Source organism: Nocardia donostiensis (genome assembly GCF_002081715.1).
GTDB classification, from domain to species: domain Bacteria; phylum Actinomycetota; class Actinomycetes; order Mycobacteriales; family Mycobacteriaceae; genus Nocardia; species Nocardia donostiensis.
The window spans coordinates 1-26,008 of sequence record NZ_MUKP01000007.1 but is presented as its reverse complement, the minus strand read 5'-3'; the positions used below and the strand labels follow the sequence as shown (position 1 = coordinate 26,008).

Sequence of the window (26,008 nt, the reverse complement as noted above, 5' to 3'; positions counted from 1 at the left end):
ACCCAGAGAGGGAACCCGCAGCGAATGACCTCCCCCCGCCGTTCCGCACGTCGCGCCAACAGTTCGCGGTCCAGGAATTTGCTGTTCGTCCAATTACTCACGGCAGCAGTCGACACGGCGCCCGATTCGGTCGCGATCCGGTTCAACCCGACCGGTGACCCGGCCGACCAACGTGAGCTCGGCTACCGGGAACTGGACCAGGCTTCCTCGCAACTGGCCCGCTATCTGATCGGGCGCGGCGTCGGGCCCGGAGATTTCGTCGCGGTGGCGATCACCCGGTCGGTGGAGTCGGTGCTTTCGGTGTGGGCGATCGCGAAAACCGGCGCCGCCTACGTACCCATCGACCCCGCGTATCCGGCGGACCGGATCACGCACATGATCAACGACAGCGGCATCACCCTCGGCCTCACCACCGCAGCGCATCGGGCGGCGCTGCCCGATGCCGGTATCGAATGGGTCGAACTGGACGCCCCGGCGCATCGGGACGCAGTCGCGTCGACACCCGCGCATCCGATCTCCTACCAGGACCGGATCCGGCCACTGTCCCCGCAGCACGTCGCCTACGTCATCTTCACCTCCGGGTCGACCGGCAGGCCGAAGGGTGTGGCGGTCACCCACGCCGGGCTGGCAAGCCTGGTTGCCTCGGAGATCGCCGGCCGCGGCGTCACCGCGCAGTCGCGGGTCACGCACCTGTGTTCGCCGAGTTTCGATTTCTCGGTGATCGAGATGCTGCTGGCATTCACCTCCGGTGCCACGCTGGTCGTGGTGCCGCCAACGGTGTTCGGCGGTGTCGAACTGACCGATCTGCTGCGCCGCGAGCGAGTCACCCATATGTGCATCACGCCGAGCGCGCTGGAATCGCTCGACCCGGCCGGGCTCGACGACCTCGCAGGCGTGATCTGCGGCGGAGAGCGGCTGGCCCCGGAACTGGTCGCGCGCTGGGCGAACGACACCAGGGCGGTACACAACGTGTACGGCCCGACCGAGACCACGATCATCGCGATCCGCGCGGATGCGCTACCGCCCGGCGAGCCAACCCATATCGGCACCCCGGTACCTGCGATGGGCACCTATGTGCTGGATGCGCGGCTGCGGCCGGTGCCGAACGGGGTGGTCGGCGAACTGTATCTGTCCGGTCCCGCGCTGGCGCAGGGCTACCTGGGGCGGCCGGAGCTGACTGCGGAACGGTTCGTCGCCCATCCGTTCACCACCGAAACCGGCGCAGGAACGCGGATGTACCGCACCGGTGACCTGGTGCGTCGCACCGCGAACGGGATCTTCGAATACCACGGCCGGGTGGATTTCCAGGTCAAGATCCGGGGCCTGCGCATCGAACTCGACGAGATCGACAATGCGTTCACCGCCCACCCCGACGTCGACTACGCCGCGACCCTGGGTATGACGCTGCCGTCCGGCGTGCAGGCGCTGGTGTCGTACGTGCTGCCGCGCGCCGAAACCACGGAACCGGACAGCAAACGTATGCTGCTCGACACTGCCGAGCTCACCGATTTCGTCGCGAACACCCTGCCGGCCTATATGGTTCCGGCCGCGATCACCGTCCTCGACGAGCTACCGCTGACACCGGTGGGCAAACTGGATCGGGCCGCGCTGCCGGAACCGGTGTTCGCCGCCCGCAACTTCCGCGCGCCGAGCACACCCGCCGAACGGGTGGTCGCCGATGTTTTCGCGGCGCTGCTGCTGCCGGAGTCCAGCGACCACCAGGTGGGCGCCGACGACGATTTCTTCGAACTCGGTGGCAACTCGCTGCTGGCAACCCAGGCAGCGGCCCGGATCGGCTCTGCGCTACAGACGCGAGTTCCGGTCGCATTGCTGTTCGAAGCTTCCACGGTGGCGAAACTGGCGGAACGGGTGCAGGAGTTGACCGGCGGCCCGGTCGCCGCGCCGCGGCCGATGCCGCGTCCGCAGCAGGTGCCGCTGTCGTATGCGCAGCAGCGGATGTGGTTCCTCAATCGGTTCGACGCCGCCGACGTCAACAACCATATTCCGCTGGCGGTGCGGTTACAGGGACAGCTGGATACCGCCGCGCTGCGCGCCGCGATCGCCGACCTGGTGGCACGGCACGAAGTGCTGCGGACCAGCTACCCGGAGCACGACGGTGCGGGTACCCAACTGGTGCACGAGATGTCGGACCCGGTTGCGGTACCGGAGCTGCCGGTGCTCGAGGTCGCCGAAGCGGAGATCTTCGAGCGCACTGTCGCGGTGGTGCTCGACGGTTTCGATGTGACAGCTGCGCCGCCGATCCGGTTGCGGCTGCTGCGAGTCGCCGCTACCGACCACGTGCTGGTGTGTGTGGTGCACCACATCGCGGGTGATGGTTCGTCCATGGCCCCGCTGGCCGGCGATCTGATGCAGGCATATTCGGCGCGAGTGGCGGGCGCGGCCCCGGACTGGGCACCGCTGCCGTTGCAGTACGCGGACTTCACGCTGTGGCAGCGGGAGATGCTCGGCGACGACAACAACCCGGATTCGCTACTCGCCGAACAGATCCGGTTCTGGCGGCAGCGGCTGGCCGACCTGCCGGAGAAACTGGACCTGCCCGCCGACCGGCCCCGGCCCGCCGTATTCTCCGGGCGCGGCGCGAACTACGACTTCCAGATCGATGCGTCGGTGCACGCAGCGCTGAACCGGCTCGCGCAACGACACGACGCCACCCTGTTCATGGTGGTGCACGCGGCGTTCGCGCTACTGCTCGCGCGCCTTTCCGGCACCCGCGATATCACCGTCGGCACCCCGATCGCTGGACGCGGTGACGCCGCGTTGGAGCCGTTGATCGGCATGTTCGTCAACACCCTGGCCTTGCGCACCGAGATCGACCCCGATTACACCTTCGCCGAACTGCTGCACGAGGTGCGCGGCCGCAACCTCGAGGCGTTCGGTCACGCTGATGTGCCGTTCGAACGGCTGGTGGAGCTGCTGGACCCGGTGCGGTCGGGTGCGCATCACCCGCTGTTCCAGGTGATGCTGACCTTCCAGAACTTCGCGCCCGTCACGCTGGAGCTGCCCGCGCTGTCGGTGTCGGCGTTGGAATGGTCGGTGCCGCTGGCGAAATTCGATCTCGAACTGACGGTGACGCCGCACGAACACGAACGCACACCGGCCGGGATGTCGGCGTCGTTCGCCTATGCCGCCGACCTGTTCGACGAGGCGACCGTCGCGGGCTTCGCGCGGCGGTTCCGCGATCTGCTGACCGCGGTGGCCGAGTCGGCGGAGCAGCCGGTCGGTGAAATCGAACTGCTCGAGGCGGACGAACGCACAGCGATCCTGGTCGATTGGAACGACACCGCGCACACCGTCGCACCCGCACTGGCGCTCGACGGATATCGGCGCGCGGTACAGCGGTACCCGGACCTCATCGCCGTCGCCGACGCCGGAACCGAGCTGACCTACCGGGAATTCGACGAGCGCGTCAACCGGCTGGCCAGAGTACTGATCGAGCGCGGGGTGGGCGCGGAATCGCTGGTTGGGCTGGCGATCCGGCGTTCGGTGGACCTGGTGGTCGGCATGTATGCGATCGTCAGCGCGGGCGGGGCGTACGTCCCGGTGGACCCCGATCATCCGGCCGAGCGGATCGCGCATGTGCTCGACATCGCGCAGCCCGTCTGTGTACTCACCACGACCGCCGACACGGTACCGGTGCCCGGCGACGTCCCGGTGTTGCGGCTGGACGAGATCGACACCGAAACACGCTCCGGCGCACCGATCCGCCCCGAAGAGCTGGCCAGGCCGGTGCGGGCGGACCATCCGGCGTACGTCATCTTCACCTCCGGTTCGACCGGGCGGCCCAAGGGTGTGCTGATCTCGCATCGCGCGATCGACAACCAGATCGAATGGATGCTGGATGCCTACCCCATGGGTCCCGGCGACGCGTACCTGCAGAAGACCGCGACCACGTTCGACGTCTCGCTGTGGGGCTATCTGATGCCGTTGCGGGCGGGGGCGAAACTGGTCGTCGCCGGGCACGACGATCACCGCGACCCGGTGGGGCTCGCCGCAACCATCGCCGAGCACGCGGTCACTGTCACCGATTTCGTGCCGTCGATGCTGGCGGTGTTCGCCGCGCACGCACCCGCGGAGCAGCTGGCGACCTTGCGGGATGTGTTCGTGATCGGTGAGGCGCTGCCGCCGGAAACGGTGCGCGCGGTGGCCGCGGTGACCGACGCGCAGGTGCACAACCTGTACGGCCCCACCGAAGCAGCGGTGTCGGTCACCTATTGGCCTGCGGGCGAAGCCGCGGGGACCACGGTGCCGATCGGCGTGCCGCAGTGGAACACGCGAGTGTACGTGCTGGACGATCGGCTGCGGCCGGTGCCTGCGGGAGTGCCCGGCGAACTGTATCTGGCCGGTGAGCAACTGTCCCGCGGTTATGTACGGCAGCAGGCGCTGACCGCGGGCCGGTTCGTCGCGGACCCGTTCGACAGCGGCGCCAGAATGTACCGAACCGGCGACCTGGTGATCTGGCGGGCGCCGGACGCGCGAGAATCGCAACGACTGGACTATGTGGGCCGCACCGATTTCCAAGTGAAGTTCCGTGGCCAGCGCATCGAACTGGGCGAGATCGAAACCGCGCTACTCGCCCAGCCTGCGGTCGGTCAGGCCGTAGCGGCGGTGGTGACGGCCTCAACCGGCGACCAACTGGTCGGCTACGTGGTGCCGCTGCCGGGACAGACCGTGGACGTGCCGGAACTGCTGACCGCGGTCGGCGCGGTGCTGCCGTCCTATATGGTGCCGTCCACGCTCATGGTGCTGGACGAGCTGCCATTGAACACCAGCGGCAAACTGGATCGGCGGGCGCTGCCGGAACCGGTGTTCGAGGCCGGGGAGTACCGGGCGCCGAGCACCCCGGTCGAGCAGGCCGTCGCGCGGGTGTTCGCGGATCTGCTGAACGTCGAACAGGTCGGCGCCGACGACGATTTCTTCGCTCTCGGCGGTAACTCGCTGCTGGCGACGCGGGTCGTCGCCAGAATCAACGAGGCGCTGACAGCGCGGCTGACCGTGCGCGAGGTGTTCGAGTCGCCGAAGGTTTCCGCGCTCGCCGCGCGTATTGTCCCCGGCGGGGGCGCGGCCCGCCCGCCGCTCACCCGAGCCGAACGGCCCGAGCGTATTCCGCTGTCGCTGGCGCAGCAGCGGCTGTGGGTGCTCAACCGGATCGAACCCGACTCCCCTGCCTACAACATGCCGTTCGCCATCCGGCTGTCCGGCGCGCTGGACATCGACGCCGTACGCGCCGCGGTCGCCGATGTGCTGCAGCGGCACGAGGCGCTGCGCACCCGTTTCCCCATCGACGCCGATGAGAACCCCTATCAGGAAATCCTGCCGGTGGAAGCAGTGCTGCCGGACGGGCTCGTCGTCGCACACAACGCCACCGACGTGATGGAGACAGTGGCCGGTCTGCTGTCGACGGGCTTCGATGTCACCGCGGCCGCACCGGTGCGGGTACGACTGTTCAGCTCCGGCGACGATCATCTGCTCGTGCTGGTGGTGCACCATATTTCCGCCGACGGCGCGTCGCTCGCCCCACTGGCCCGCGATCTGGTGACCGCCTATCTGGCCCGCACCGGCGGTGATGCACCGCAGTGGTCGCCGCTGCCGGTGCAGTACGCCGACTACGCGATCTGGCAGCGCGCCGTTATCGGCGCCGACGACGACCCGGAATCGGCTGCCGCACGTCAGCTGTCGTACTGGAACACACAGCTGGCCGGGGTGCCCGGGCCGCTGGAGCTGCCCAAGGACCGGCCCCGCCCGGCCGTACCGTCGGCGCGTGGCGCGTCGACGGGTCTGCTGGTGCCCGCGCAGGTACACGAACAGCTGAACCGTATCGCGCGCGAACACAACGCCACCCTGTTCATGGTGGTGCACGCGGCCCTGGCGGTGCTGCTGGGGCGGATGACCGGCGGCACGGATATCGTCATCGGCACACCCATCGCCGGACGCGGCGAACAAGCGCTCGACGATCTGGTCGGCATGTTCGTCAACACGCTCGCGCTGCGCGTCGATCTCGGTCGGCAGACCACCTTCCGTGACCTGGTCGAACACACCCGCGACACCGACCTGTCCGCCTTCGCCCACGCCGATATCCCGTTCGAGCGGGTGGTCGAAGAGGTCACCGCAGCCCGCGCCGGATCACGCAACCCCCTCGTCAGCGTCGTCCTGTCGTTCCAGAACCTGGAACAGCCGACCCTGGAACTGCCCGGCCTCACCCTCGCCGCGGTGGACACCGGGGAGGTCACCGCCAAATTCGACCTGCAGGTCATTGTGGAACCCCGGTTCGCCGATGACCAGGCGGGTGAACTCGCGGTGATCTTCACCTACGCCACCGATATCTTCGATGAAGAAACCATGCGCGTCCTCGGCCGCAGGTTCGAACGTGTGCTGTCGGCGGTGGCGGCCGAACCCGCGACCCCGCTGTGGGATATCGACATTCTCGATGCCGAAGAAGCGCAGCGACTGCGTGCGGCAACTCCAGCCACACCGGCTCCACGCAGTGACGAACAAACCGCTGTCATGCTGCTGCCGGATCTGCTCGCCGCCGCGGCCGAAGAGAACCCCGACGGTGTGGCCGTCGTCCTCGCCGACGCCGAGGAAACGGTGGCGGAGCTGGACTACGTCGAACTCGACGAGCGGTCGTCACGATTGGCGCGGTCGCTGCTCGCGCGGGGCATCGGACCGGAAGACCGTGTCGCAGTGGGTATCCACCGGTCGCCGGAGTCGGTGCTCGCGGTATGGGCGGTCGCCAAGACCGGCGCCGCGTTCGTGGCGGTCGACCCCGACCAGCCCACCGAATCGAATGCCCGCAGGATCTCGGATTCGGGAGCACTGCTCGGCTTGACCGTCACCGCGAGCCGGGAGAACCTACCCGGCGGGATCGAATGGCTGGCCATCGACACCGACGAGTTCGCGCGAGAACTCGAGGCTCAACCGGATGGCCCGATCACCGACAGTGACCGGCCGCGCCCGCTGCTGGCGGAACATCCCGCATATGTCGGCTACGACTCGGGCGCCACCGTAGTCGTCTCGCATGCGGACCTGTCGAGCTTCCACTCGCAGCTGCGGGAACGTTTCCAGGTGCCGAGTTCGGCGCGCACCCTGCATTCCGCATCGCCATCGTCAGAGGAGTCGGTGCTGGAGTTGCTGCTCGCGGCCGGTGGCGGGGCCAGCATTGTGGCGGTCGCGCCGACCGTCAGCGACGGAGCGGAACTGGCCGCGGTGCTGCGACGCGAACGCGTCACCCACGCCTATATCGCCCGCTCGGCCCTGGCTGCGGTGGACCCGGCCCGCCTCGACCGGCTGCGCGTGGTGCTCACCGACAGCGAAACCGTCCCACCGGAGCTGACACAGCGCTGGGTACAACCCATCTCGGGTCGGCGAACCAGGCAGCTGCACAACGTACGCGGACTGCTGGATACCGGGAGCAACGAGTAGGTCGAAACGCACGGTCCCCGTCGGGAGCACGGCTTCGATACCCCAGCGATCGAGGCGACCGACCCGGACAGCACGAACCCGTGCGCGGTCGTGTGCACCGAGTTCGTGCACGAGCAGCCACGGACTGCTATCGGGCGGCGATGGCGCTGGTCAAGAAAACCGTTGGGGTGCTGCCGATTCTGGTGATCACAAGGGTGAACGACTGGGACCCAGCCGGCTTGAGCCGACGCCGCAGCTGATCCGGGTCGACGTCGACGCCACGGACCAGGATCTCCAAGGACCCGCAATCGCGGCGGCGGAGTTCGGAGCGCAACGCCTTCTCGCGGAAATCGAGACAGTCGACGATGCGGAACCCGCGCATGCCGGGTGGCACGCTATCGCCGGTCAGATAGGCGATACGCGGATCGAGTTGCCACAGGCCGTGTTTCGCCGCGTAGTGGCGCACCAGTCCCGCGCGGACCACGGCACCGTCGGGGTCGATGATCCACTCCCCCGGCGGTTTCTCAGGGATATCGTCGGGTTCGGCGTCGGTCAGCACGGTCGGTGCCCCGGTGGTGGAGAGAACGGTCGCACGGCGGGTTATTCCGGGGGTGGTGAGCCCCGGCGACCACAGGCAGGCTTCACGCACCGCACCGTTCAGTGACACCACATCCACTTCGCCGGGCCAGTCGAGGCGGTCGAAATCCAGGCCGGGTGCGCATTTCACCACCAGGTCGCGACCAGCGTAGGTGCCGAGCAGATCCGGTAGCGGGGGTTGCAGTTTCGCCGGGTCATGGGCGCGTTTGCCGTCGGCGCGGCGGGCCGGGTCGGCGACGATCACGGTGTCGGTGCTCACCGGCGTCAGCGCGTCCGCTCTGGCGAGCAGGACGTTGCTCGTACCGGCGAGATTGTGTGCGGCCATCGCCAGCCGCACCGCATCCAGATCGCTACCGAGCACCACCGGGCAAGACCGGGACAGTTCGGCGAGTTCGGTTCCGACAGAACAGGTCACGTCGTGTATCGCCCGCCCTGTCAGGCGTTCGGCGCGGTAGCGGGCCACCACCGACGGGGTCGCCTGCTGCAACGCGTCGTCGGTGAACAGCCAGCGGTCGGCGTGCTCCAGTTTGGTGGCGGCGCGGCGACGCAGCCGCACCGTCTCCACGAGCGCGGGTGCGTGCGCGCCGTAATCGCGGCGGACCCGCTGCAGATCCCGCAGATGAGTGGCCGGGATGAGCTCCAGCCGATCGACCTCGGCCAATGCGGCAGCGCCTACCGCACCGGCGAGATAGTCGATATCGGCGCGGCTGAAGCCGTAACCCACTACTTGCCGCTACCGCCCGGCTTCACACCGGTGATCATGGCGTTGTAGAAGAACTGGCGCGGGACGATGCGACGCATCACGTTCTCGTCCAGCCAGCTCAACCCGATCCAGGCCCGGTACATCGCCATGCGGTACCGCCAGGTCAGCTTCTCCTCCGGCACGGCGGCCTCGAAGGTGCGCACCGGCCAACCCCACAGCGCGGCGGCGAACTCCTCGGTATGCGCGGCAACCTCCACGGCACCGGCCGAGCGGGCCATCGCCTCGAGCTGGCCGGGGTCGAAGGTGTGCAGGTCGACCACAGCTTCCAGGGCGGCAGCGCGGGAGGATTCGTCCAGTTCCTCCTGAGGACGCCGCCAACCGGACAGGAAAGGCAGCCGGGTGATGCCGGTGGTGGCCTTCCAGGTGATATTGCCCAGTCGGCGAGCGTAAGCGTTGCCGATGGTGGTCGGTTCGCCTGCGAAGACGAAACGCCCGCCCGGCTTGAGCACCCGCAGACATTCCTTCAGCGACAACTCGACATCGGGGATGTGGTGCAGCACGGCATGGCCCACCACCAGATCGAAGGTGTCGTCGTCATACGGGATGGTTTCGGCATCCGCGACGCGGCCGTCCACGTCCAGGCCGAGGTTTTGCGCGTTACGCAACGCGACCTTCACCATGCCGGGCGACAGGTCGGTTACCGAACCGCTCTTCGCCACCCCGGACTGCATCAGGTTCAGCAGGAAGAACCCGGTGCCGCAGCCGAGTTCCAGCGCCCGCCCGTACGGCAGCGGCGCGGGACCGACGGCAGCATCGAAACGGCCCCTGGCGTAGTCGATACAGCGCTGGTCGTAGGAGATCGACCATTTGTCGTCGTAGGTCTCGGCTTCCCAGTCGTGATAGAGGACCTGGGCGAGTTTGGTGTCTTTGAGCGCTGCTTCGACCTCCGCCTCGGTGGCGTGCGGGTGCGGCGCGGGGTCGTCGGGGCGTTCCGTCATGGTGGAAAAGCCTAACCCGTCCAGATCAGGCCCCTGATACCAGTGGGTACGACTCAGGTCATCGGCCAACGAACTGTGCCGACCCCGGCCCGTCCGCCACATAAGAACGTGTTCCGATCAGGCGGTCTTCGGTACCGAACAGGTTCGACCACTCGGCGCGGGCGCGTTCGCCGCCGTGCGGACCCGCTTCGAACACGGCCTTGGCGGCGGCCAGCGCGCGGGCCGGGCCGTCGGCGAATCGACGCGCCCAGGACAGCGCGGCGGTGTACACGTCATCGGGTGCGACGACTTCGTCGACCAGACCGTAGGTGAGGGCGTCGTCCGCGGCCATGAAACGACCGGTATAAACGAGATCCTTGGCTGCGCCGGGGCCGATCAGGGCGGCCAGCCTGCGGATCCCGCCCAGCGGGATCAGGCCGGCGTGGATCTGCGGCAAACCGAGTTTGACGTTATCGCCCACGATACGCCGGTCCGCGCCCAATGCCAGCTCCAGTCCAGCCCCCAGCGCATAACCACTGATCGCGGCCACCGTCGGCTGCGGAACCCGCGCCAGACACTCCAGCGCATCCTGCAGGTCCGCGGCCATCCCCGACGCCTGCTGCGCCGACAGCGCCGACAACTCGGCCATATCGTCACCGGCGCAGAACACCCGCTCGTCGCCGTAGACGACCAATGCCGCAATCTCCTGATCGGTGGCCACCACGGCGGCGGCCTCGGCCACCTCCAGCAGAACCTGGCTGTTCATCAGGTTCAGCGGCGGACGGCTGATGCGCAGCACCGCCACGCGGCGCGCGGTATCGCCGTCGAGTCGATCCAGGGTCACGTATTCGGCCATGGGTGCAAACGCTACCGGGTGCCGCCGGATCTGCCGCTGCTCACTACCGCACCATATGCCCCACCGGCGACCGTCCGAGCTGTTGCGGCGCTTATACGGCCCGGTGTGGTTGAACCGCGACCAGACGCAGCAGGTCTCGGAGGCAGCGGGCGGACGACCGGGCTCGGTGCTCAGTCCCGTGCGGAGCCCTGGAGCCGATTCTTGTCCGGGAGATCGGCGAAATAGCGTGCGTTGTCCGGGAAGTTCAGGACCTGCTTGCCATCGACGTCGGTGAGCACGGGCAGGATGGGTTCGATAACCGGTTCGGCGGCCAGGATCTCGGACGTAGAGCCGAATGCGCCCAACGCGACCAGTTGGGACCAGGTGGGCGGCAACAGCACATCCTCTCCGGCACGCCAGCGCTCCAGCGCGGCGGCCGGGGTGCGCCACTGCACCGCGGCGGCCTCGGAGGTGGCGCCGTCGGCCTTCTGCCCGTCCGGCAGCACGGCGACAAAGAACCGGGTGTCGTAACGACGCGGCTCCACCACCGGGGTGATCCAGTTGGCCCACGGCCGCAGCAGGTCAGCGCGCAATACCAGTTTCTCCTCGGCGAGGAACTGCGCCAGCGTCAGCTCGCGCCGCTCCAGCTGCTGCCGGGCATCCCGATAGCCTGCGGTATCGGCGATAACGCTGTCGGCGGTAGGGCCGGCCAGCAGCACCCCGCATTCCTCGAACGTCTCCCGCACCGCCGCACACACCAGCGCTTTGGCCCGCCCCGCCGTGGTGCCGAGCCGGTCGGCCCACCATTGCGGATCGGGCCCCGCCCATTCGAGCTCCACGGTGGCATCGGAGGGGTCCACCCCGCCGCCGGGGAACACGGTCATCCCCGCCGCGAACGCCATCGCGCCCACCCGGCGTTGCAGGAACACCTCCGGCCCGCTGTCGCCCTCCCGCACCAGCATCACCGTGGAGGCGTCCTTGATCGCCACCGCAGAACCCGAACCTGGCACAGTCGTCTCACTCACGCCTGCACCATAACCCCCGCTCGGTGAGCGCCGGCTCACACGGTGCTGATCCCGAGGTAGTGCGCAATCACTCGATCGAGGGCCGTCATGTCCTCGACGGACAGGTAATCCACAGGATCACCTACCAGGTAGTCGGTGTCGACCGACCGGATCTGGTCGACCAGCAATCGCGTCGATGTACCGGCGATGTGAACCTCCAGGCGTGAGGGAGACGGCGATGCACTCGTCGATGTCGGCACTATGGTGACCATCGACCAGTTCGTGCGTGTGAGCACGACGCCGTACCTGCGCCCCCGTTGTTCGTGGCCACGTTTGGCCTCTCCGAGGTCGACTCGGTACACCATCCCGCGGATCACCAGGCATCCGGCTCGGCGTTGATGTCCTCACCGCTGGCCTCTATACGGTCCGCCGCAGCCTGCATTCGCGCGTGCCAGCGTTCCCGTTCCAGCACGCGTAATGCGCGTCGCAGAACATCGCTCGTGGTCTCGCCCTCACGTGTCAGAGCGCGGACGAGCTCCTGGTCGGCCTCGGTGGCGCGAAAGGCGATAGTCGTCATGAACTCAGTTTAACGATCGTTAAACGCCCAGGCAACGGCATCGCCTCAGCGGGAGCGGTGTCTTCCGGAGCGGCGGGCGCGGCGGGCGAAGTAGCGGCCGTCGACGTGGTCGAGGGCAATGGACTGGCGGAAGGCTTCGCTGAGGTTTTCGGCTGTGAGCACATCCGACAGCAGGCCCTGGGCGACGACGGAGCCTTCGTTGAGGAGCAGGCCGTGGGTGAAACCGGGCGGGATCTCTTCGACATGATGGGTGACCAGGACGATGGCCGGGGAGTCCGGGTCGGCGGCGAGGTCGCCGAGGCGTTCGACGAGTTCCTCACGGCCGCCGAGGTCGACACCAGCGGCGGGTTCGTCGAGCAGCAGCAGTTCCGGGTCGGTCATCAGCGCGCGGGCGATGAGGACGCGTTTGCGCTCGCCTTCGGACAGGGTTCCGTAGCTGCGGTCGAGCAGGTGTTCAGCGCCGAGGCTTTCGAGCATATCGATGGCGCGGTCGGTGTCGATATCGTCGTACCGCTCCCGCCAGCGGCCGAGAACGGCATAACCGGCGGAAACCACGAGGTCGCTGACCTTCTCGTCCGAGGGGACCCGCGCGGCCACCGCTGCTGAGGACAACCCGATCCGCGGGCGCAGCTCGCTGACATCAACCCTGCCGAGCACCTCGCCGAGTAGATGCGCTGTGCCCGAGGTGGGGTGGGTTTCGGCGGCGGCGACGCGCAGCAGCGAGGTTTTACCTGCGCCGTTGGGGCCGAGGACGACCCAGCGTTCGTCCAGCTCGACCCGCCAGGTGACCGGGCCCACCAGGGTGTGCCCGGAGCGTCGGATGGTCACGTCGGTGAAATCGATGAGCAGATCGGGATCCGGTTGCGGCACGGCCTCCATCTTGGCTCGAGATCACCGGACGTGCGCCACCGGCCCGGACACCGACGGTGGCCAAACCGTTGTTGGTTCAGCCCGTGAATCCGGCGGAGGTGGCGATCACCGTCATCGAACCCGGCGCCACCTCGGTGAATCCGGCGTCACGCACGGCGACAGCAGCTCCGTCGGACACCGCCCGGGTCAGCCGCTGCCACTGCTGCGGCCCGGATTCGCGCACCGCACAGCAGAAACCATGTTCGGCCCATTCGCGCGCCTGTTCCACCGGCAGCGCCCCGGCGAGCAGCATGCTCGCGTGACCCACCTGCGCGGCGGCCTTGCCGAGGGTCATTTCCAGCTGCGAATTCACCCACAGCACCGGTATATCCGAATCGGGCGGTCCCGGTTCGTCGTGTTCCAGGTCGGTGCCGCCGATCTGGAGCCGTTTGATCCGTGGGTCGACCGACCCGACCGGCCCCGGCACCAGTGCTCGCGCCAGTGCGCCGCCGACCTCGACGGTCACCCCTTGGACATCGTTCGCGGCCTGCCACTGCGCGCCACGCGCCCGCCGCGCCACCTTGCGGATGCGCGAGCGTTTCCACGCCAGATACTGCTGCTCCCACTCCCCGCCCGGACCGACCCGCGGATCGAGGCACAAGGCGACCGCCGCAGCGGCCGCAGCGGCCAGCAGCGCGCTGCGGGCCGGCGGGTCGACCTTCGGCAGATGCAGCACCATCTGCATGGCTTGTACCAGCTCGGTATCGTCCGGATCGCTGTTGCCGCCGTAACCGGTGGCGAGTTCCGCGTGCCGCACGGTAAAACCAGGTTCCGCTGTCAGCGGCGGAGGCGGGGCGCCGGACTCACCTCCCGTCGCACTATCCGGCTCCGGAACCGCGACCGGCTCGTCACCGACGCGCGAACCGCTCGCTGGACTGTCCGGTATCAACACACACCCTCCCAGCACCCGTTTTCGACTTCGGTAAGCCTACCGACGCCGCTGACACCGGGGCCGTTCGCAGCCGCCACCTGGACTGCGCGTTCGCCCTCGCCTGTGATCAGGCCGGGATGCGGCTGCAGCGTTATATGCACCGGGAGACTGCCGCGCCGGTCCACTGTCGGCACGATGCCTGCCGTCCGCACCGGTATGCCACCGGTCGCCGTCGGGGCGCCGCAGAGCCCGCGGTCTCGCTGCACCTCGAGGCCCCTGAGGACGAGAGCGGGTACAGCCGCGCGCCAGCACCACCCGCTGCCAGAGCAGTTGGTCGAGGGGACCAGGTGAACCGATTCGCATGGGCCGTCGGACGTGGGCACCGGCGGTCGGGCGGTCAGCCCAGCGGCACCCGCCGCAACACTCCGTCGCGGGCATCGGCCGCTTCCACCTCGTCGCGAGTGACGCCGAGGATGAACAGCACCGCATCCAGATACGGATGCGACAGCGCGGTATCGGCCACCTCGCGCAGCGCGGGCTTCGCGTTGAACGCCACGCCGAGCCCTGCGGCGTTGAGCATGTCGATATCGTTGGCTCCGTCGCCCACCGCCACGGTCTGTTCCATCGGAATGCCGGTCTCGGCGGCGAAGCGCCGCAACGCGGTGGCCTTGGCCGGCCGGTCGACGATATCGCCGATCACGCGACCGGTGAGTACGCCGTCCACCACCTCGAGGGTGTTGGCCTGCACGAAATCCAGTTCCAGATCGTGGGCGAGGGGTTCGATCACCTGCCGGAACCCGCCGGAGACGACACCGCAGCGGAAACCGAGCCTGCGTAGCGTGCGAATTGTGGTCCGCGCACCGGGGGTCAGTTCGACCCGTTCGGCGACTTCGTCGATCACCTTCGCATCCAGCCCGGCCAGGGTCGCCACCCGCTGCCGCAGCGATTCGGCGAAGTCGATCTCCCCGCGCATAGCGGATTCGGTGACCCGGCGCACCTCGTCCTCCACCCCCGCATGCGCGGCCAGCATCTCGATCACCTCGCCCTGGATCAGGGTCGAATCGACATCGAAGACGATGAGCCGCTTGGCACGGCGGGCCAGACCGGCCCGCTCCACCGCAACATCCACCTGTTCGGCCACCGCGACGTCGGCCAGCGCGGTGCGCAGCCGCGAATCGGTGTCTGCGCCGGTGTCCGCAGCGGTGACCAGCAGCTCCATTCCGGTCACCGGGTAGTCGGCGATCCCACGGATGGTGTCGATATTGACGCCGAGGGTGGCCAGCTGGCGGGAGATGGCGGTGAAAGCCCGCGCGGTCACCGGAGCGCCCAGGATCACCACGGCATGGGTGGAGACCGGGGCCCGGCCCACGAAGGCGGTGTTGATGTCCACGTCGACGTGCATGCCGACGGTGTTCATCGCCTCCTCCAACTCGTCTTGCAGCGCCTCCGGATCGTGGGGGCAGGTGATCAGCACGCCGAGGGTGAGCCGTCCCCGGATGACGACCTGTTCGACGTCGAGCAGGCTCACCTGGTGCCGCGACATCGCCGCGAGCAGCACAGATGTCACGCCGGGCCGGTCCGGTCCGGTCACGGTGACAAGAACAGTGGTGTCGGCCAAAACGATGCGCTCCAGTCTTTCTGTGCCGCTCCAGGGTCGGGACCCGGCGGGGCCTCTCACCAAACGAGTGTGCACCCGCTGGTCGTCCAGCAGGTGCACACCCGTCCGTTATCCGGTAATGCTACTGCGCGGTCAGCTCTTGACCAGCGCGTCCTCGCGGGACTCCGCGTTGTGCTTGCCCGAGCCCCAGCCGACGTGCGCCTCGGCGCGCATTCGCTCGACCATATGCGGGTAGTGCAGCTCGAACGCAGGACGCTCGGAACGGATCCGCGGCAGCTCGTAGAAGTTGTGCCGCGGCGGCGGGCAGGTGGTGGCCCATTCGAGCGAGTTTCCGTAGCCCCACGGGTCGTCCACGGTGACCACTTCGCCGTAGCGGTAGCTCTTGAACACGTTCCACAGGAACGGCAGCATCGAGGCGCCTAGCACGAATGCGCCGATGGTGGAGACTGTGTTCAGCGCGGTGAAGCCGTCGCTGGGCAGGTAGTCGGCGTAACGACGCGGCATACCTTCCGCACCCAGCCAGTGCTGCACAAGGAAGGTGAGGTGGAAACCGAAGAACGTGGTCCAGAAGTGCCACTTGGCCAGGCGCTCGTCCATCATGCGACCGGTCATCTTCGGGAACCAGAAGTAGATACCGGCGTAGGTGGCGAACACGATGGTGCCGAACAGCACGTAGTGGAAGTGCGCGACCACGAAGTAGGAGTCGGTGACGTGGAAGTCCAGCGGCGGGCTGGCGAGGATGACGCCCGACAGACCACCGAACAGGAAGGTGACGATGAAACCGATGGAGAACAGCATCGGTGATTCGAACGTCAATTGGCCCTTCCACATGGTGCCGATCCAGTTGAAGAACTTCACACCGGTCGGGACCGCGATCAGGAAGGTCATGAACGAGAAGTACGGCAGCAGCACCGCGCCGGTGGCATACATGTGGTGCGCCCACACCGCGATGGACAGGGCGGCGATGCCGAGGGTGGCGTAGATCAGGGTGGTGTAACCGAAGATCGGCTTACGGCTGAACACCGGGAAGATCTCGGACACGATGCCGAAGAACGGCAGCGCGATGATGTACACCTCGGGGTGGCCGAAGAACCAGAACAGGTGCTGGTAGAGCAGGATGCCGCCGGTGGCAGGGTCGTAGATGTGGCCACCCAGGTGACGGTCGAACCACATGCCGAGCAGGGCGGCGGTCAGCAGCGGGAAGGCGAGCAGCACCAGCACTGCGGTGACGGCGATGTTCCAGGTGAAAACCGGCATCCGGAACATGGTCATACCGGGGGCGCGCATGCAGACGACGGTGGTGAGCATATTGACGCCGCCGAGGATGGTGCCGAGACCGGAGACGGCCAAGCCCATGATCCACAAGTCGGTGCCCACACCCGGCGAATGCAGGATGTCGGTGAGCGGCACGTACGCCGTCCAGCCGAAGTCGGCGGCACCGCCCGGGGTGACGAAGCCCGCGGTCGCCATGGTGGCACCGAACAGATACAGCCAGTAGCTGAAGGCGTTCAGGCGCGGGAATGCCACGTCGGGTGCGCCGATCTGCAACGGCAGGATGATGTTGGCGAAACCGAACACGATTGCCGTCGCATAGAACAGCAGCATGATCGTGCCGTGCATGGTGAACAGCTGGTTGAACTGCTCCGGGGACAGGAACTGCAGGCCGGGGCGTGCCAGTTCGCCACGCATCATCAGGGCCATCAGGCCGCCGATGAGGAAGAAGACCATCGAGGTCGTCAGGTACATCACACCGAGGACCTTGGGGTCCGTGGTGGTGACCATCTTGTAGATGAACGACCCCTTCGGACCGGTCCTTGCCGGATACGGCCGAGTCGCTTCCAACTGAGGGACTGGCTGGGGCTCTACGGCAGTCACTGATCCTCCTGAAGGTGCCTTTGAATCACTCCGCAGGCTCCACTGTTTGCCCCCGCCTCGGCGGGACACCGGGGCGGACAACGGTTTGCTTGCGCCTCTCGAATGGTAAACGGTGCCCGCGCGGCGGGCCGACCGGGTCCTACTCTGTGTCGTATTCGCCCGTCGCAGGGTGGGGTTCGTCTGCCGTTGACAGGAGTGGGACGGTCACGGCCATGTAACCTCACCCGCATGCCGGTGAGCGACACTGTACGCACCCGTATCCGCACCTTCCGCGACCCGAATACCCGGTCCGGCAAGCGAACCAGCCGCGCCCTCCGCGGGCTGGCGATCGCGGCCGCCGTGTGCGCGGCGGTGGCGGGCTGCGCGAACACTCCCGACGATTCGGCGTCCATCATCCGCACCACCACGAATATCGCGGGCGCCGGGGTGGTCGGCCTGGAACGTGACACCTCCCGCGCCTGCGCGCTGCCGTCGACGCCCGATCCGGTGAGCGGATCCACCCGCAGCGTCACCCACGCCTCCGGTGTTTCCCGGGTGCCCGCCGATCCGCAGCGCATCGTGGTGCTCGGCACTTCGGCATTGGATGCCGTATGCGCGGTCGGCCTGTGGGAGCGGGTGGTCGGCGCGACCACCGTCGGTGGCACGCGTCCGCAGCCGCCGTATCTGGGCACCGGTGTGCTCGAGATCCCCGCTGTCGGCCCGGCCGGGCAACCCGACCTCGCCGCGATCAGGAATCTCGACCCCGATCTGATTCTCGGCGGCATTCCGACAGCGACGGCCGGTTATCAGGCGTTACAGGACATCGCCCCCACCGTGCTGGTCGGTGACCCCGCGGACTGGCGGGACGAGTTCACCGCCTACGCCGCGGGCCTCAACCGCAGCGACGCCGCCGAGGCCGCGCTGCAGGCCTACCGCACTGAGGCCACCGACACCGGTCGCAGCCTCGCCGCGCACCTCACCCAGGCGTCGCTGGTCCGCTTCACCGCCGACGGCAGTCATGTGCTCGGCAACGAGACCTTCGCCGCTCAGGTCCTCGCCGATGTCGGCGCCTACCGCCCGACAGCGCAGCGGGAGGGGTCCTTCGAACTGGACGAATCCGATCTGGAGCGGGCCGAGGGCGATCTGATCTATGTGATGTTCGCCGGCGCGAACGGACGCGAGCACGGCGAGTCGGTGATGCGTTCGGACGAATGGAAGGAGCTGGGGGCGGTCACCGACAACCGGGTGTTCGCCGTCGACGATGCTCTCTGGCACACCACCGGTCTCACCGCAGCCCGCGCCGTGCTCGACGATATCCGCAATACCCTCAACGGCTACGTGAACAACTGAGGACACCCGCCCCGCACCCGAGGGTGAATTTTTCCCACCCTCGGAGGTGCGCGGTCCAGCGCTTGGGGTGCTGTCGCAGTCCCGCCGCATCGGCGAAATTCAGAGGACAAGCCGAACCCGCCTCTGAACCAGACCCGAGGGGACCTCATGAACACTGCGACCCATTCCCAGGCCGGCGACTCCCGCGTCCTGCCGCTGCCCCGGCCCGCTGCCGAGGTCGACCCGGACGCGGTCGTGGTGTCCGGCTCCGGGTGCGAGCTGACCTTCGCCGAATTGGATCGCTGGTCCAATCGGCTGGCCAGGTTGCTGCTCGCGATCGGGGCAGGCCCGCAGGTCCGGGTCGCTATCGCGGTGGATTCCCCGATCGAGCAGGTCGTCGCCGAACGCGCGGTCGTCAAGCTCGGCGGTATACCGGTGGCGGCCGACGACGGCTCGTTCGCCCTCGGCACCGGGCTGGGGGTCACCATCGGTGAGCGGCGGCCGGAACTCACCGACGCCATCGATTGGCTGATGCTCGACGACCGGTCCACGCTGCGCCACTATCTGGCCGGTTCGGATGCTCCGCTGGGTTCGGCGGATTTCGCGGCAGCGGGGATACCCGCCTGACCAGGCGTCTCGGTCACGCGTGCGGCCCGGACCGGAAAGTCCGGGCCGTTCAACGTCGGCAACACCTTCTCGACAGCCCCCCGCCGGGTTCAGAATTGACTTGTCGCGAGCGGTGCAGCGGCAGGCACTACCACTACCGCGGTAGCGGTGCGGGATCTCTACCCGGTAGTTCCGGCACGGTCAGAACGTAGGTCTTACCATGCAGCACCCTTCTTCACAGATCGTCGACAGCGGTCAGGAGCTCCCCGAGGGCGCGTTCGCCCTGTCGGCGGCACAGCGCGGTATCTGGTTCGCCCAGCACGTCGCGGGCGATGCTCCCTTTTCCATCGCCCAGTACGTCGAGTTGACCGGGCCGCTCGACCTCTACCTGCTCGGCCGGTCGGTTCAGCAGGCCGGGCGTGAGTTCGGCGCCGGGTATCTGCGGCTGATCGAAGTGGACGGCCATCCGTTCCAATTCGTCGACCCGAATCAGCAAGACCGGCTGATCACTGTCGATCTGCGCGCCGAACCCGATCCGGACGCGGCCGCGCACGCCTGGATGCGCGCCGAGTACGAGACGCCGCTGCGCCCGACTGTCGACCGGCTGGCCTATATGGCGCTGCTGCACGTCGGCGACGACCGCTGGTTCTGGTATTCGCGGCTCCATCACATCGTGCTGGACGGCATGGGTGCGCTGGCACTGGTGCAGCGCACCGGCGAGCTGTACAACGCGGCGGTCGAGGGTAGGCAACCACCTGCGGCCAAGGCCGACGATCTGCGCAAGATCGTCGACGCCGACCTGGCCTATCGCAGTTCGGAGCGCTTCACAGCGGATCGGGAGTATTGGCTCGACCATCTGCGCGGTATGCCCGATCCGGTGAGCCTGGCCGGGCGCACCGCCGCCGTGGACGCGCATCCCATCCGGGTTTCCGGTGCGCTGGCGCCGGAGACGGCGGCGCTGCTGGATTCGGTGGCCGCGGCCGCGGGTTCGGGGGTCGCACCCACCGTGGTGGCCGCGTTCGGCGCCTATCTGGCCGCTATGACCGGGACACCGGAGGTGTTACTGAGCCTGCCGGTGTCGGCGCGCACCACGGCGACGTTGCGGCGGTCCGGCGGGATGATCGCGAATGTGGTGCCGCTACGGCTGGCATTGACGCCGACCACGACGGTGGGTGCGGTGATCCGCGCCGCGCAGGGCGAGCTGACAGGGGCGTTGCGGCGGCAGCGGTACCGCCAGGAGGACATCTTCCGTGATCTGGGCCTGCCGATGGACGAGACGGCATCGTTCGGTCCCTCGGTGAATCTGATGATGGCCGACACCCGCATCCAGCTCGGTTCGGTCACCGGCCGGTTGCATGTGCTGACCTCGGGGTTGATCGATGATCTGTTCGTCAACCTGTATCCAGGCCTCGGCGGGGAGAGCACCCATATCGATTTCCAAGGCAACCCCAACCTCTACAGCGCCACCGAACTGGCCGCGCAGCACCGGCGGTTCCTGCTGTTCCTGCATCGGTTCCTGGCAGCGGGGCCGGACGCGGCACTGGCGTCGGTGTCGGTGCTGACCGGCGACGAGCAGGCCGAACTGACCCCGACGCGGGGGCCGGGGGGCGTCACGCCCCGCACCCTGCCCGATATCCTCGCCGCGGGCATGGCCCATGACCCGGACGCGGTTGCGCTGATCGGCGGGCCGGAGACACTGAGTTACCGCCGGGCCGAGGAGTACACCAACCGGCTGGCCCGGCTGCTGATCGCGGTGGGGGCGGGCCCGGAGCGGCCGGTGGCGATCTCGATTCCGCGTTCGGTTCGATCGGTGCTGGCGACGATCGCAGTCGCCAAGACCGGGGCAGCGTTCGTGCCGATCGATCCCACCTATCCGGCCGACCGCATCGAGCATATGGCCGGTGACAGCGGCATCGTGGCCGGTGTGACGGTGTCCGCCGCCCGGGAGTCGTTACCGGGCACGGTGGAATGGCTCGAACTGGACGACGCGGCCACCGAACACGCGATCACCGAACAGGACGCAGGCCCGGTCACCGATAACGATCGCCGTTCGCCGGTGCGGCTGGATCAGGTGGCCTACATCATCTACACGTCCGGGTCGACCGGCCTGCCGAAGGGGGTACCGGTCACGCACCGCGGGCTGGCGAATCTGGTTGCCGGTTCCGGAGCGGGTTTCGCGGTGGACTCCTCTTCCCGGATGGCGCACGCGGTGTCGCCGAGTTTCGATATCTCGGTCGAGGAGATCCTGGTGACCCTGGCGACGGGGGCCACGCTGGTGGTGGTGCCGCCGGCAGCGTATGCGGGCGAGGAGCTCGCGCAGGTGCTGCGCGCGCATCGAGTCACCCATCTGAACGTCACCCCGGCGGTGGCAGGCACGCTGGATCCGGCGACGCTGCCAGTGCTGGGCACAGTGATCGTCGGCGGGGACGCCTGCCCGCCGGAACTGGTGTCCACCTGGTCCGGCCGGAGGTTGCTCAACGGTTACGGCCCCACCGAGACCACGGTGACGACAACGCTGAGCCGACCTCTCTCTCCCGCCGCCCCGATCACTATCGGCGGGCCGACCCGCGGGGTGGCGGCCCTCGTGCTCGATCCGTGGTTGCGTCCGGTGCCGGTCGGGGTCATCGGGGAGCTGTATCTCGCCGGTCCCGGTGTGGCACGCGGCTACCACCGGCGCAACGGCCTCACCGCCGAACGTTTCGTCGCCGACCCGTACACCCACGGGGAACGTATGTACCGTACCGGCGACCTGGTGCGTTGGGTGCGCGGCGACGACCGCCTGGAGCTCGAGTATCACGGTCGTGGCGATTTCCAGGTGAAGATCCGCGGTTTCCGCGTCGAACTCGGCGAAATCGACGCCGCGCTACAACGGCAGCCCGGGGTCGGCTTCTCGATCACCGTCGGCGCGGAAACCTCCTCCGGCACGACCGCGCTGGTGTCCTATGTACTGCCTGAGCCCGGCGCGCAGCTGCACCCGGAAGCGTTGAAAGCCGCTGCCGGGGAGTCTCTTCCGGCCTATATGGTGCCCGCGGCGGTGATGGTGCTTGATCGTCTTCCGCTCACCCCGCTGGGCAAGGTGGACCGGAAAGCGCTACCCACACCCGATTTCGGTGCCCGCACCACTGTGCGCCGGCCGCCGTCGACGCCGCGGGAGGAGACCCTCGCTGCCCTGTTCGCCGAGGTGCTCGGGCTGGATTCGGTCGGTGTCGACGAGAGCTTCTTCGCCCTCGGCGGCGACAGCATCGTCTCCATCCAGTTGGTGTCGCGGGCGAAGGCGGCCGGGCTCGGGTTCGGCGCACGCGATGTGTTCGAACGTAAAACCGTCGCCGCGCTCGCCGCCGTTGCCACCGAGGTGACGGGCGGGCAGGTGGCCGAACTGCCCGGCGGCGGTGTCGGCGCGGTCGAGCTCACCCCTATCGTGCACGCGATGCTGGACCAGGCGGACACCTGGCGGCGTTTCGCGCAAGCCGTGCTGATCGAGCTGCCTGCCGATATGGATCGGGCCCGGCTGACAACCGCTGTCCGGACGCTGATCGACCAGCACGACCTGCTGCGCTCGTCGCTGCGCCACACCAGCGACGGCTGGGAATGGCTGGTCGCCGAGCCCGGCACCGGCGACGCCGAGGCGTTGGTGCAGGTGGTGAGTGCGAGCCGGGATATCGACCAGACCTGCGAACGCGAACTACAGCGCGCCGCCGATCTGCTCGATCCGGAGCACGGCGTCGTCGCCCGGTTCGTGCTGATCGAACGTCGCGATACCGGCCCGTTGTGCTGGCTGGTACTGCACCACTTGGTCACCGACGACATCTCCTGGCGCATTCTGCTCCCGGATCTGGAGACCGCGGCCACCGACGGCGCGCTCGCGCCGGTGGGTACATCGTTCCGGCGGTGGGCGTACGGGCAGCGCGCACAGGCAAGTGAGCGGACCGGCGAACTGCCCATCTGGCAGCGGATACTCACGACTCCAGACCTGGTTCTCGGCGCGGGCGCCCTCGACCCGGCAATCGACGTGGTCGCCACGAGGAGAAACCATACGACCGTTATCGACCTCGATATCGCCGATACCGTGCTCAGCGCCGCGCCCGACCGATTCCATTGCAACGCCGACGAGGTGCTCCTCGCTGCCCTCGCCATGGCGGTGGCCCGCTGGCGCGACCGCACCGGCGCGCTGTTCACACTGGAAGGCCACGGGCGGATGGACAGCATCGTCGGCGGCGCCGATATCGCACGCACTGTGGGCTGGTTCACCAGTGTGTATCCGGCGGCAGTCGACCTCACCGGCATCGACCTGGGCGAAGCATTCGCCGGCGGCGACGCGGCGGGCGCGGCGATCAAAACTGTCAAGGAACAACTGCGGGCGCTCCCGGACAAGGGTGTCGGTTTCGGCATGCTGCGTTATCTGAACCCCGATACCGCAGACCGATTGGCGCACGCGCCCACCCCGCAGATCAGTGTCAACTATCTGGGCCGAGCCACAACCTGCGGTGACAGCGACCCGTGGCTGCCGCGTCGGTTCGCCGCCACCCAGGACAACCGGGCGCCACTGACCGCCGTGATCGATATCAACGCCATCCGCACCGACAGCGGCCTAGAGGTGACCTGGGCTTATGCTTCCCGACTCCTGGACGCCGGCGATCTCGGCGAGCTGACCGACCTGTTGGATCAGGCACTGCGCGGGATCGCCGCGCACACGGGTACCGCCGGCGCGGGTGGATACACCCCCTCCGATTTCGAGCTGGTTCCGGTGCCCCAGCACCAGATCGACCGCTGGGAACTCGAATACCCGAATCTGCGGGACGTGTGGCCGCTGTCGCCGCTGCAGTACGGTTTGTTGTTCCACGCGCTGTACGACACCGACACCGCCGACGAGTACACGGTGCAATCGCTGCTCACCCTCGCGGGCACGGTCGACCCCGACCGTCTGCGTAATGCCGCACAGGCGCTGTTGGTCCGGCACGAGAATCTGCGGGTTGCCTTCGTGGAAACCGACGCCGGGCCACGCCAGCTCGTCCTCGCCGACATCGAACTGCACTGGCACGAGGTCGATCTCACCGATATCGCCGACCCGGACGAACGGCAGCGCGAACTGGACCGGTTGATCGCCGTCGACGCCCGCACCCGCTTCGAGCTCACCCATCCCCCGCTGGTGCGTTTCACCCTCATCCGCATCGCCGCCGACACCTACCGTTTGCTGCTCACCAATCATCATCTGATCCTTGACGGCTGGTCGGGGCCGCTGCTGGTGCGTGAACTGCTCACCCTGTACGTCACCTCCGGTGCTGCCTCCGCGCTGCCACCCGCCCGCTCCTACCGCGACTTCCTCGTCTGGCTACGTACCAGGGATGACGCCGAATCCCGCAGGGTCTGGCAGGAATCCTTGCTCGGCATCGACGCCCCGACCCGCGCGGTGCCGTCCCTGGCCGGGATCGAATCGACCGAAACCGGGATGGTCAGCACCGATCTTTCCCCCGATGTCGTCGCCGCCTGGGAAGGCGTCGCCCGCGAAGCCGGGACCACGGTCAACACCGTGGTGCAGGTAGGCTGGGCGCTGCTGTTGACCATGCTCACCGGCCGGACCGATGTGGTGTTCGGTGCGACCGTCTCCGGCAGACCGCCGGAGCTGCCGGGCGTGGCAGAGATGATCGGCCTGTTCATCAACACACTGCCGGTGCGGGTACGGCTCGATCCGGCGGAGCCGGTTGCCGATCTGCTGGTTCGCGTGCAGGCCGAGCAGGCGCGGTTGCTGGATCACCAGCACGTCGGCTTGGCCGCGATCCATGAGGCGGTCGGGATGGCCGAACTGTTCGACACATTGACCGTTTTCGAGTCCTATCCGATCGATCGGGAGGCGCTGTCGCAGGCGCTGGATATCGCTGGGATGCGGGTGCTCGACATCGACGTTGCCGACGCGGCACCGTATCCGCTGAACCTCATGGTGATCCCGCAGCACGGCGATGACGGCGCCGCCACCCTGCAGATCACGCTGAAATTCCTGGCCGGTCAGCTGGATCCGGCTGCGGCCCGGCCGCTGCTGGACCGTTTCATCCGGCTCGTCACCCAGCTCGCCGAGAATCCGCACACCCCGGTGGGACGGATACAGAACTGCGACGATATGGAATGCGCCGCCCTGCTGCCGGTGCGCGGCCCGCTGTCTGCTGAGCCGCGGACCATGCCGGATATTCTCGCCGCGGGCGCGGCCATCGACCCGGAGGCGATCGCGGTGAGCGCCGGTGAGTTCACCATGACCTACGGGGAGCTGGACGCCTGGTCCAACCGTTTCGCTCGGGTCCTGTTGCGGCGCGGTGTGGGCCGCGAGGTGTTCGTGGTGCTGGCACTGACCCGGTCGCTGGAATCGGTGGTCGCGGTCTGGGCGCTGGCCAAAACCGGGGCCGCGTTCGCGCCGCTTGACCCGCAGCATCCGGTGGAGCGGATCGAGCACATGCTGGCGGATTCGAAGGCCCCGATCGGGGTGACCGTCACCGTCACCGGCGAAACCCTGCCCGCCACCATCGACTGGCTGCTCCTGGACGACCTGAACACCATCCGCCGCGCCATGACGGTCTCCGACGCACCCGTCACCGATGCCGAACGCGGCGGGCCGATCGATATCGACCAGACCGCCTACCTGATCTACACCTCCGGTTCCACCGGCAAACCGAAGGCGGTGCTGCTCAGCCACCGGGGGATCGCGAACCTCGTCACCGCGCAG

Annotated in this window: 14 protein-coding genes; 4 read left to right on the top strand and 10 right to left on the bottom strand. The window is 68.0% G+C overall.

The window, feature by feature from the left end; all coding sequences use genetic code 11:
- Positions 1-24 precede the first annotated feature (24 nt).
- Complete coding sequence (locus B0T44_RS06540) at positions 25-7,440, top strand: non-ribosomal peptide synthetase (protein WP_077115774.1); 7,416 nt, start codon at positions 25-27, stop codon at positions 7,438-7,440.
- A gap of 127 nt (positions 7,441-7,567) precedes the next feature.
- Here the strand turns inward: B0T44_RS06540 and B0T44_RS06535 are convergent, their stop codons facing one another.
- The 10 genes from B0T44_RS06535 to ctaD form a co-directional block, all read right to left on the bottom strand.
- Entirely contained in the window at positions 7,568-8,740 is a 1,173-nt protein-coding gene (locus B0T44_RS06535) for a THUMP-like domain-containing protein (RefSeq protein WP_077115773.1), read from the bottom strand.
- Positions 8,740-9,717: a class I SAM-dependent methyltransferase gene (locus B0T44_RS06530; RefSeq protein WP_077115772.1), complete on the bottom strand. Its 978-nt coding sequence runs from the start codon at positions 9,715-9,717 to the stop codon at positions 8,740-8,742. The genes B0T44_RS06535 and B0T44_RS06530 overlap by 1 nt, the downstream gene beginning before the upstream one ends.
- A gap of 58 nt (positions 9,718-9,775) precedes the next feature.
- Entirely contained in the window at positions 9,776-10,552 is a 777-nt protein-coding gene (locus B0T44_RS06525) for an enoyl-CoA hydratase-related protein (protein ID WP_077115771.1), read from the bottom strand.
- A 170-nt stretch (positions 10,553-10,722) separates the two neighbouring features.
- Entirely contained in the window at positions 10,723-11,493 is a 771-nt protein-coding gene (locus B0T44_RS06520) for an NUDIX hydrolase (protein WP_245839306.1), read from the bottom strand.
- A gap of 98 nt (positions 11,494-11,591) precedes the next feature.
- A complete protein-coding gene (locus B0T44_RS06515) occupies positions 11,592-11,900 on the bottom strand; it encodes a type II toxin-antitoxin system PemK/MazF family toxin (RefSeq protein ID WP_281254050.1) in 309 nt (102 codons plus the stop codon).
- 8 nt (positions 11,901-11,908) lie between these two features.
- Positions 11,909-12,112: a hypothetical protein gene (locus tag B0T44_RS06510; RefSeq protein WP_077115768.1), complete on the bottom strand. Its 204-nt coding sequence runs from the start codon at positions 12,110-12,112 to the stop codon at positions 11,909-11,911.
- 45 nt (positions 12,113-12,157) lie between these two features.
- Positions 12,158-12,991 (bottom strand): ABC transporter ATP-binding protein, encoded by an 834-nt coding sequence (locus tag B0T44_RS06505; RefSeq protein WP_077115767.1) that lies wholly within the window; start codon positions 12,989-12,991, stop codon positions 12,158-12,160.
- Between the two features lie 67 nt (positions 12,992-13,058).
- On the bottom strand, positions 13,059-13,802 hold the full coding sequence (locus B0T44_RS06500; RefSeq protein WP_077115912.1) for an aminoacyl-tRNA hydrolase: 744 nt from the start codon (positions 13,800-13,802) through the stop codon (positions 13,059-13,061).
- A 487-nt stretch (positions 13,803-14,289) separates the two neighbouring features.
- On the bottom strand, positions 14,290-15,516 hold the full coding sequence (gene serB / locus B0T44_RS06490; protein ID WP_139347749.1) for a phosphoserine phosphatase SerB: 1,227 nt from the start codon (positions 15,514-15,516) through the stop codon (positions 14,290-14,292).
- 126 nt (positions 15,517-15,642) lie between these two features.
- Positions 15,643-17,385, bottom strand: a complete 1,743-nt coding sequence (gene ctaD / locus B0T44_RS06485; RefSeq protein WP_077115765.1) for an aa3-type cytochrome oxidase subunit I — start codon at positions 17,383-17,385, stop codon at positions 15,643-15,645.
- Between the two features lie 228 nt (positions 17,386-17,613).
- Between ctaD and B0T44_RS06480 the strand changes: the two genes are divergently transcribed.
- The 3 genes from B0T44_RS06480 to B0T44_RS06470 all read left to right on the top strand — a co-directional run.
- Positions 17,614-18,714 (top strand): ABC transporter substrate-binding protein, encoded by a 1,101-nt coding sequence (locus B0T44_RS06480; RefSeq protein ID WP_081511710.1) that lies wholly within the window; start codon positions 17,614-17,616, stop codon positions 18,712-18,714.
- 147 nt (positions 18,715-18,861) lie between these two features.
- Entirely contained in the window at positions 18,862-19,320 is a 459-nt protein-coding gene (locus B0T44_RS06475; RefSeq protein ID WP_077115764.1) for an AMP-binding protein, read from the top strand.
- Between the two features lie 199 nt (positions 19,321-19,519).
- Positions 19,520-26,008 (top strand): non-ribosomal peptide synthetase (locus B0T44_RS06470; RefSeq protein ID WP_139795317.1); only part of this gene is annotated, 6,489 nt, incomplete at its 3' end.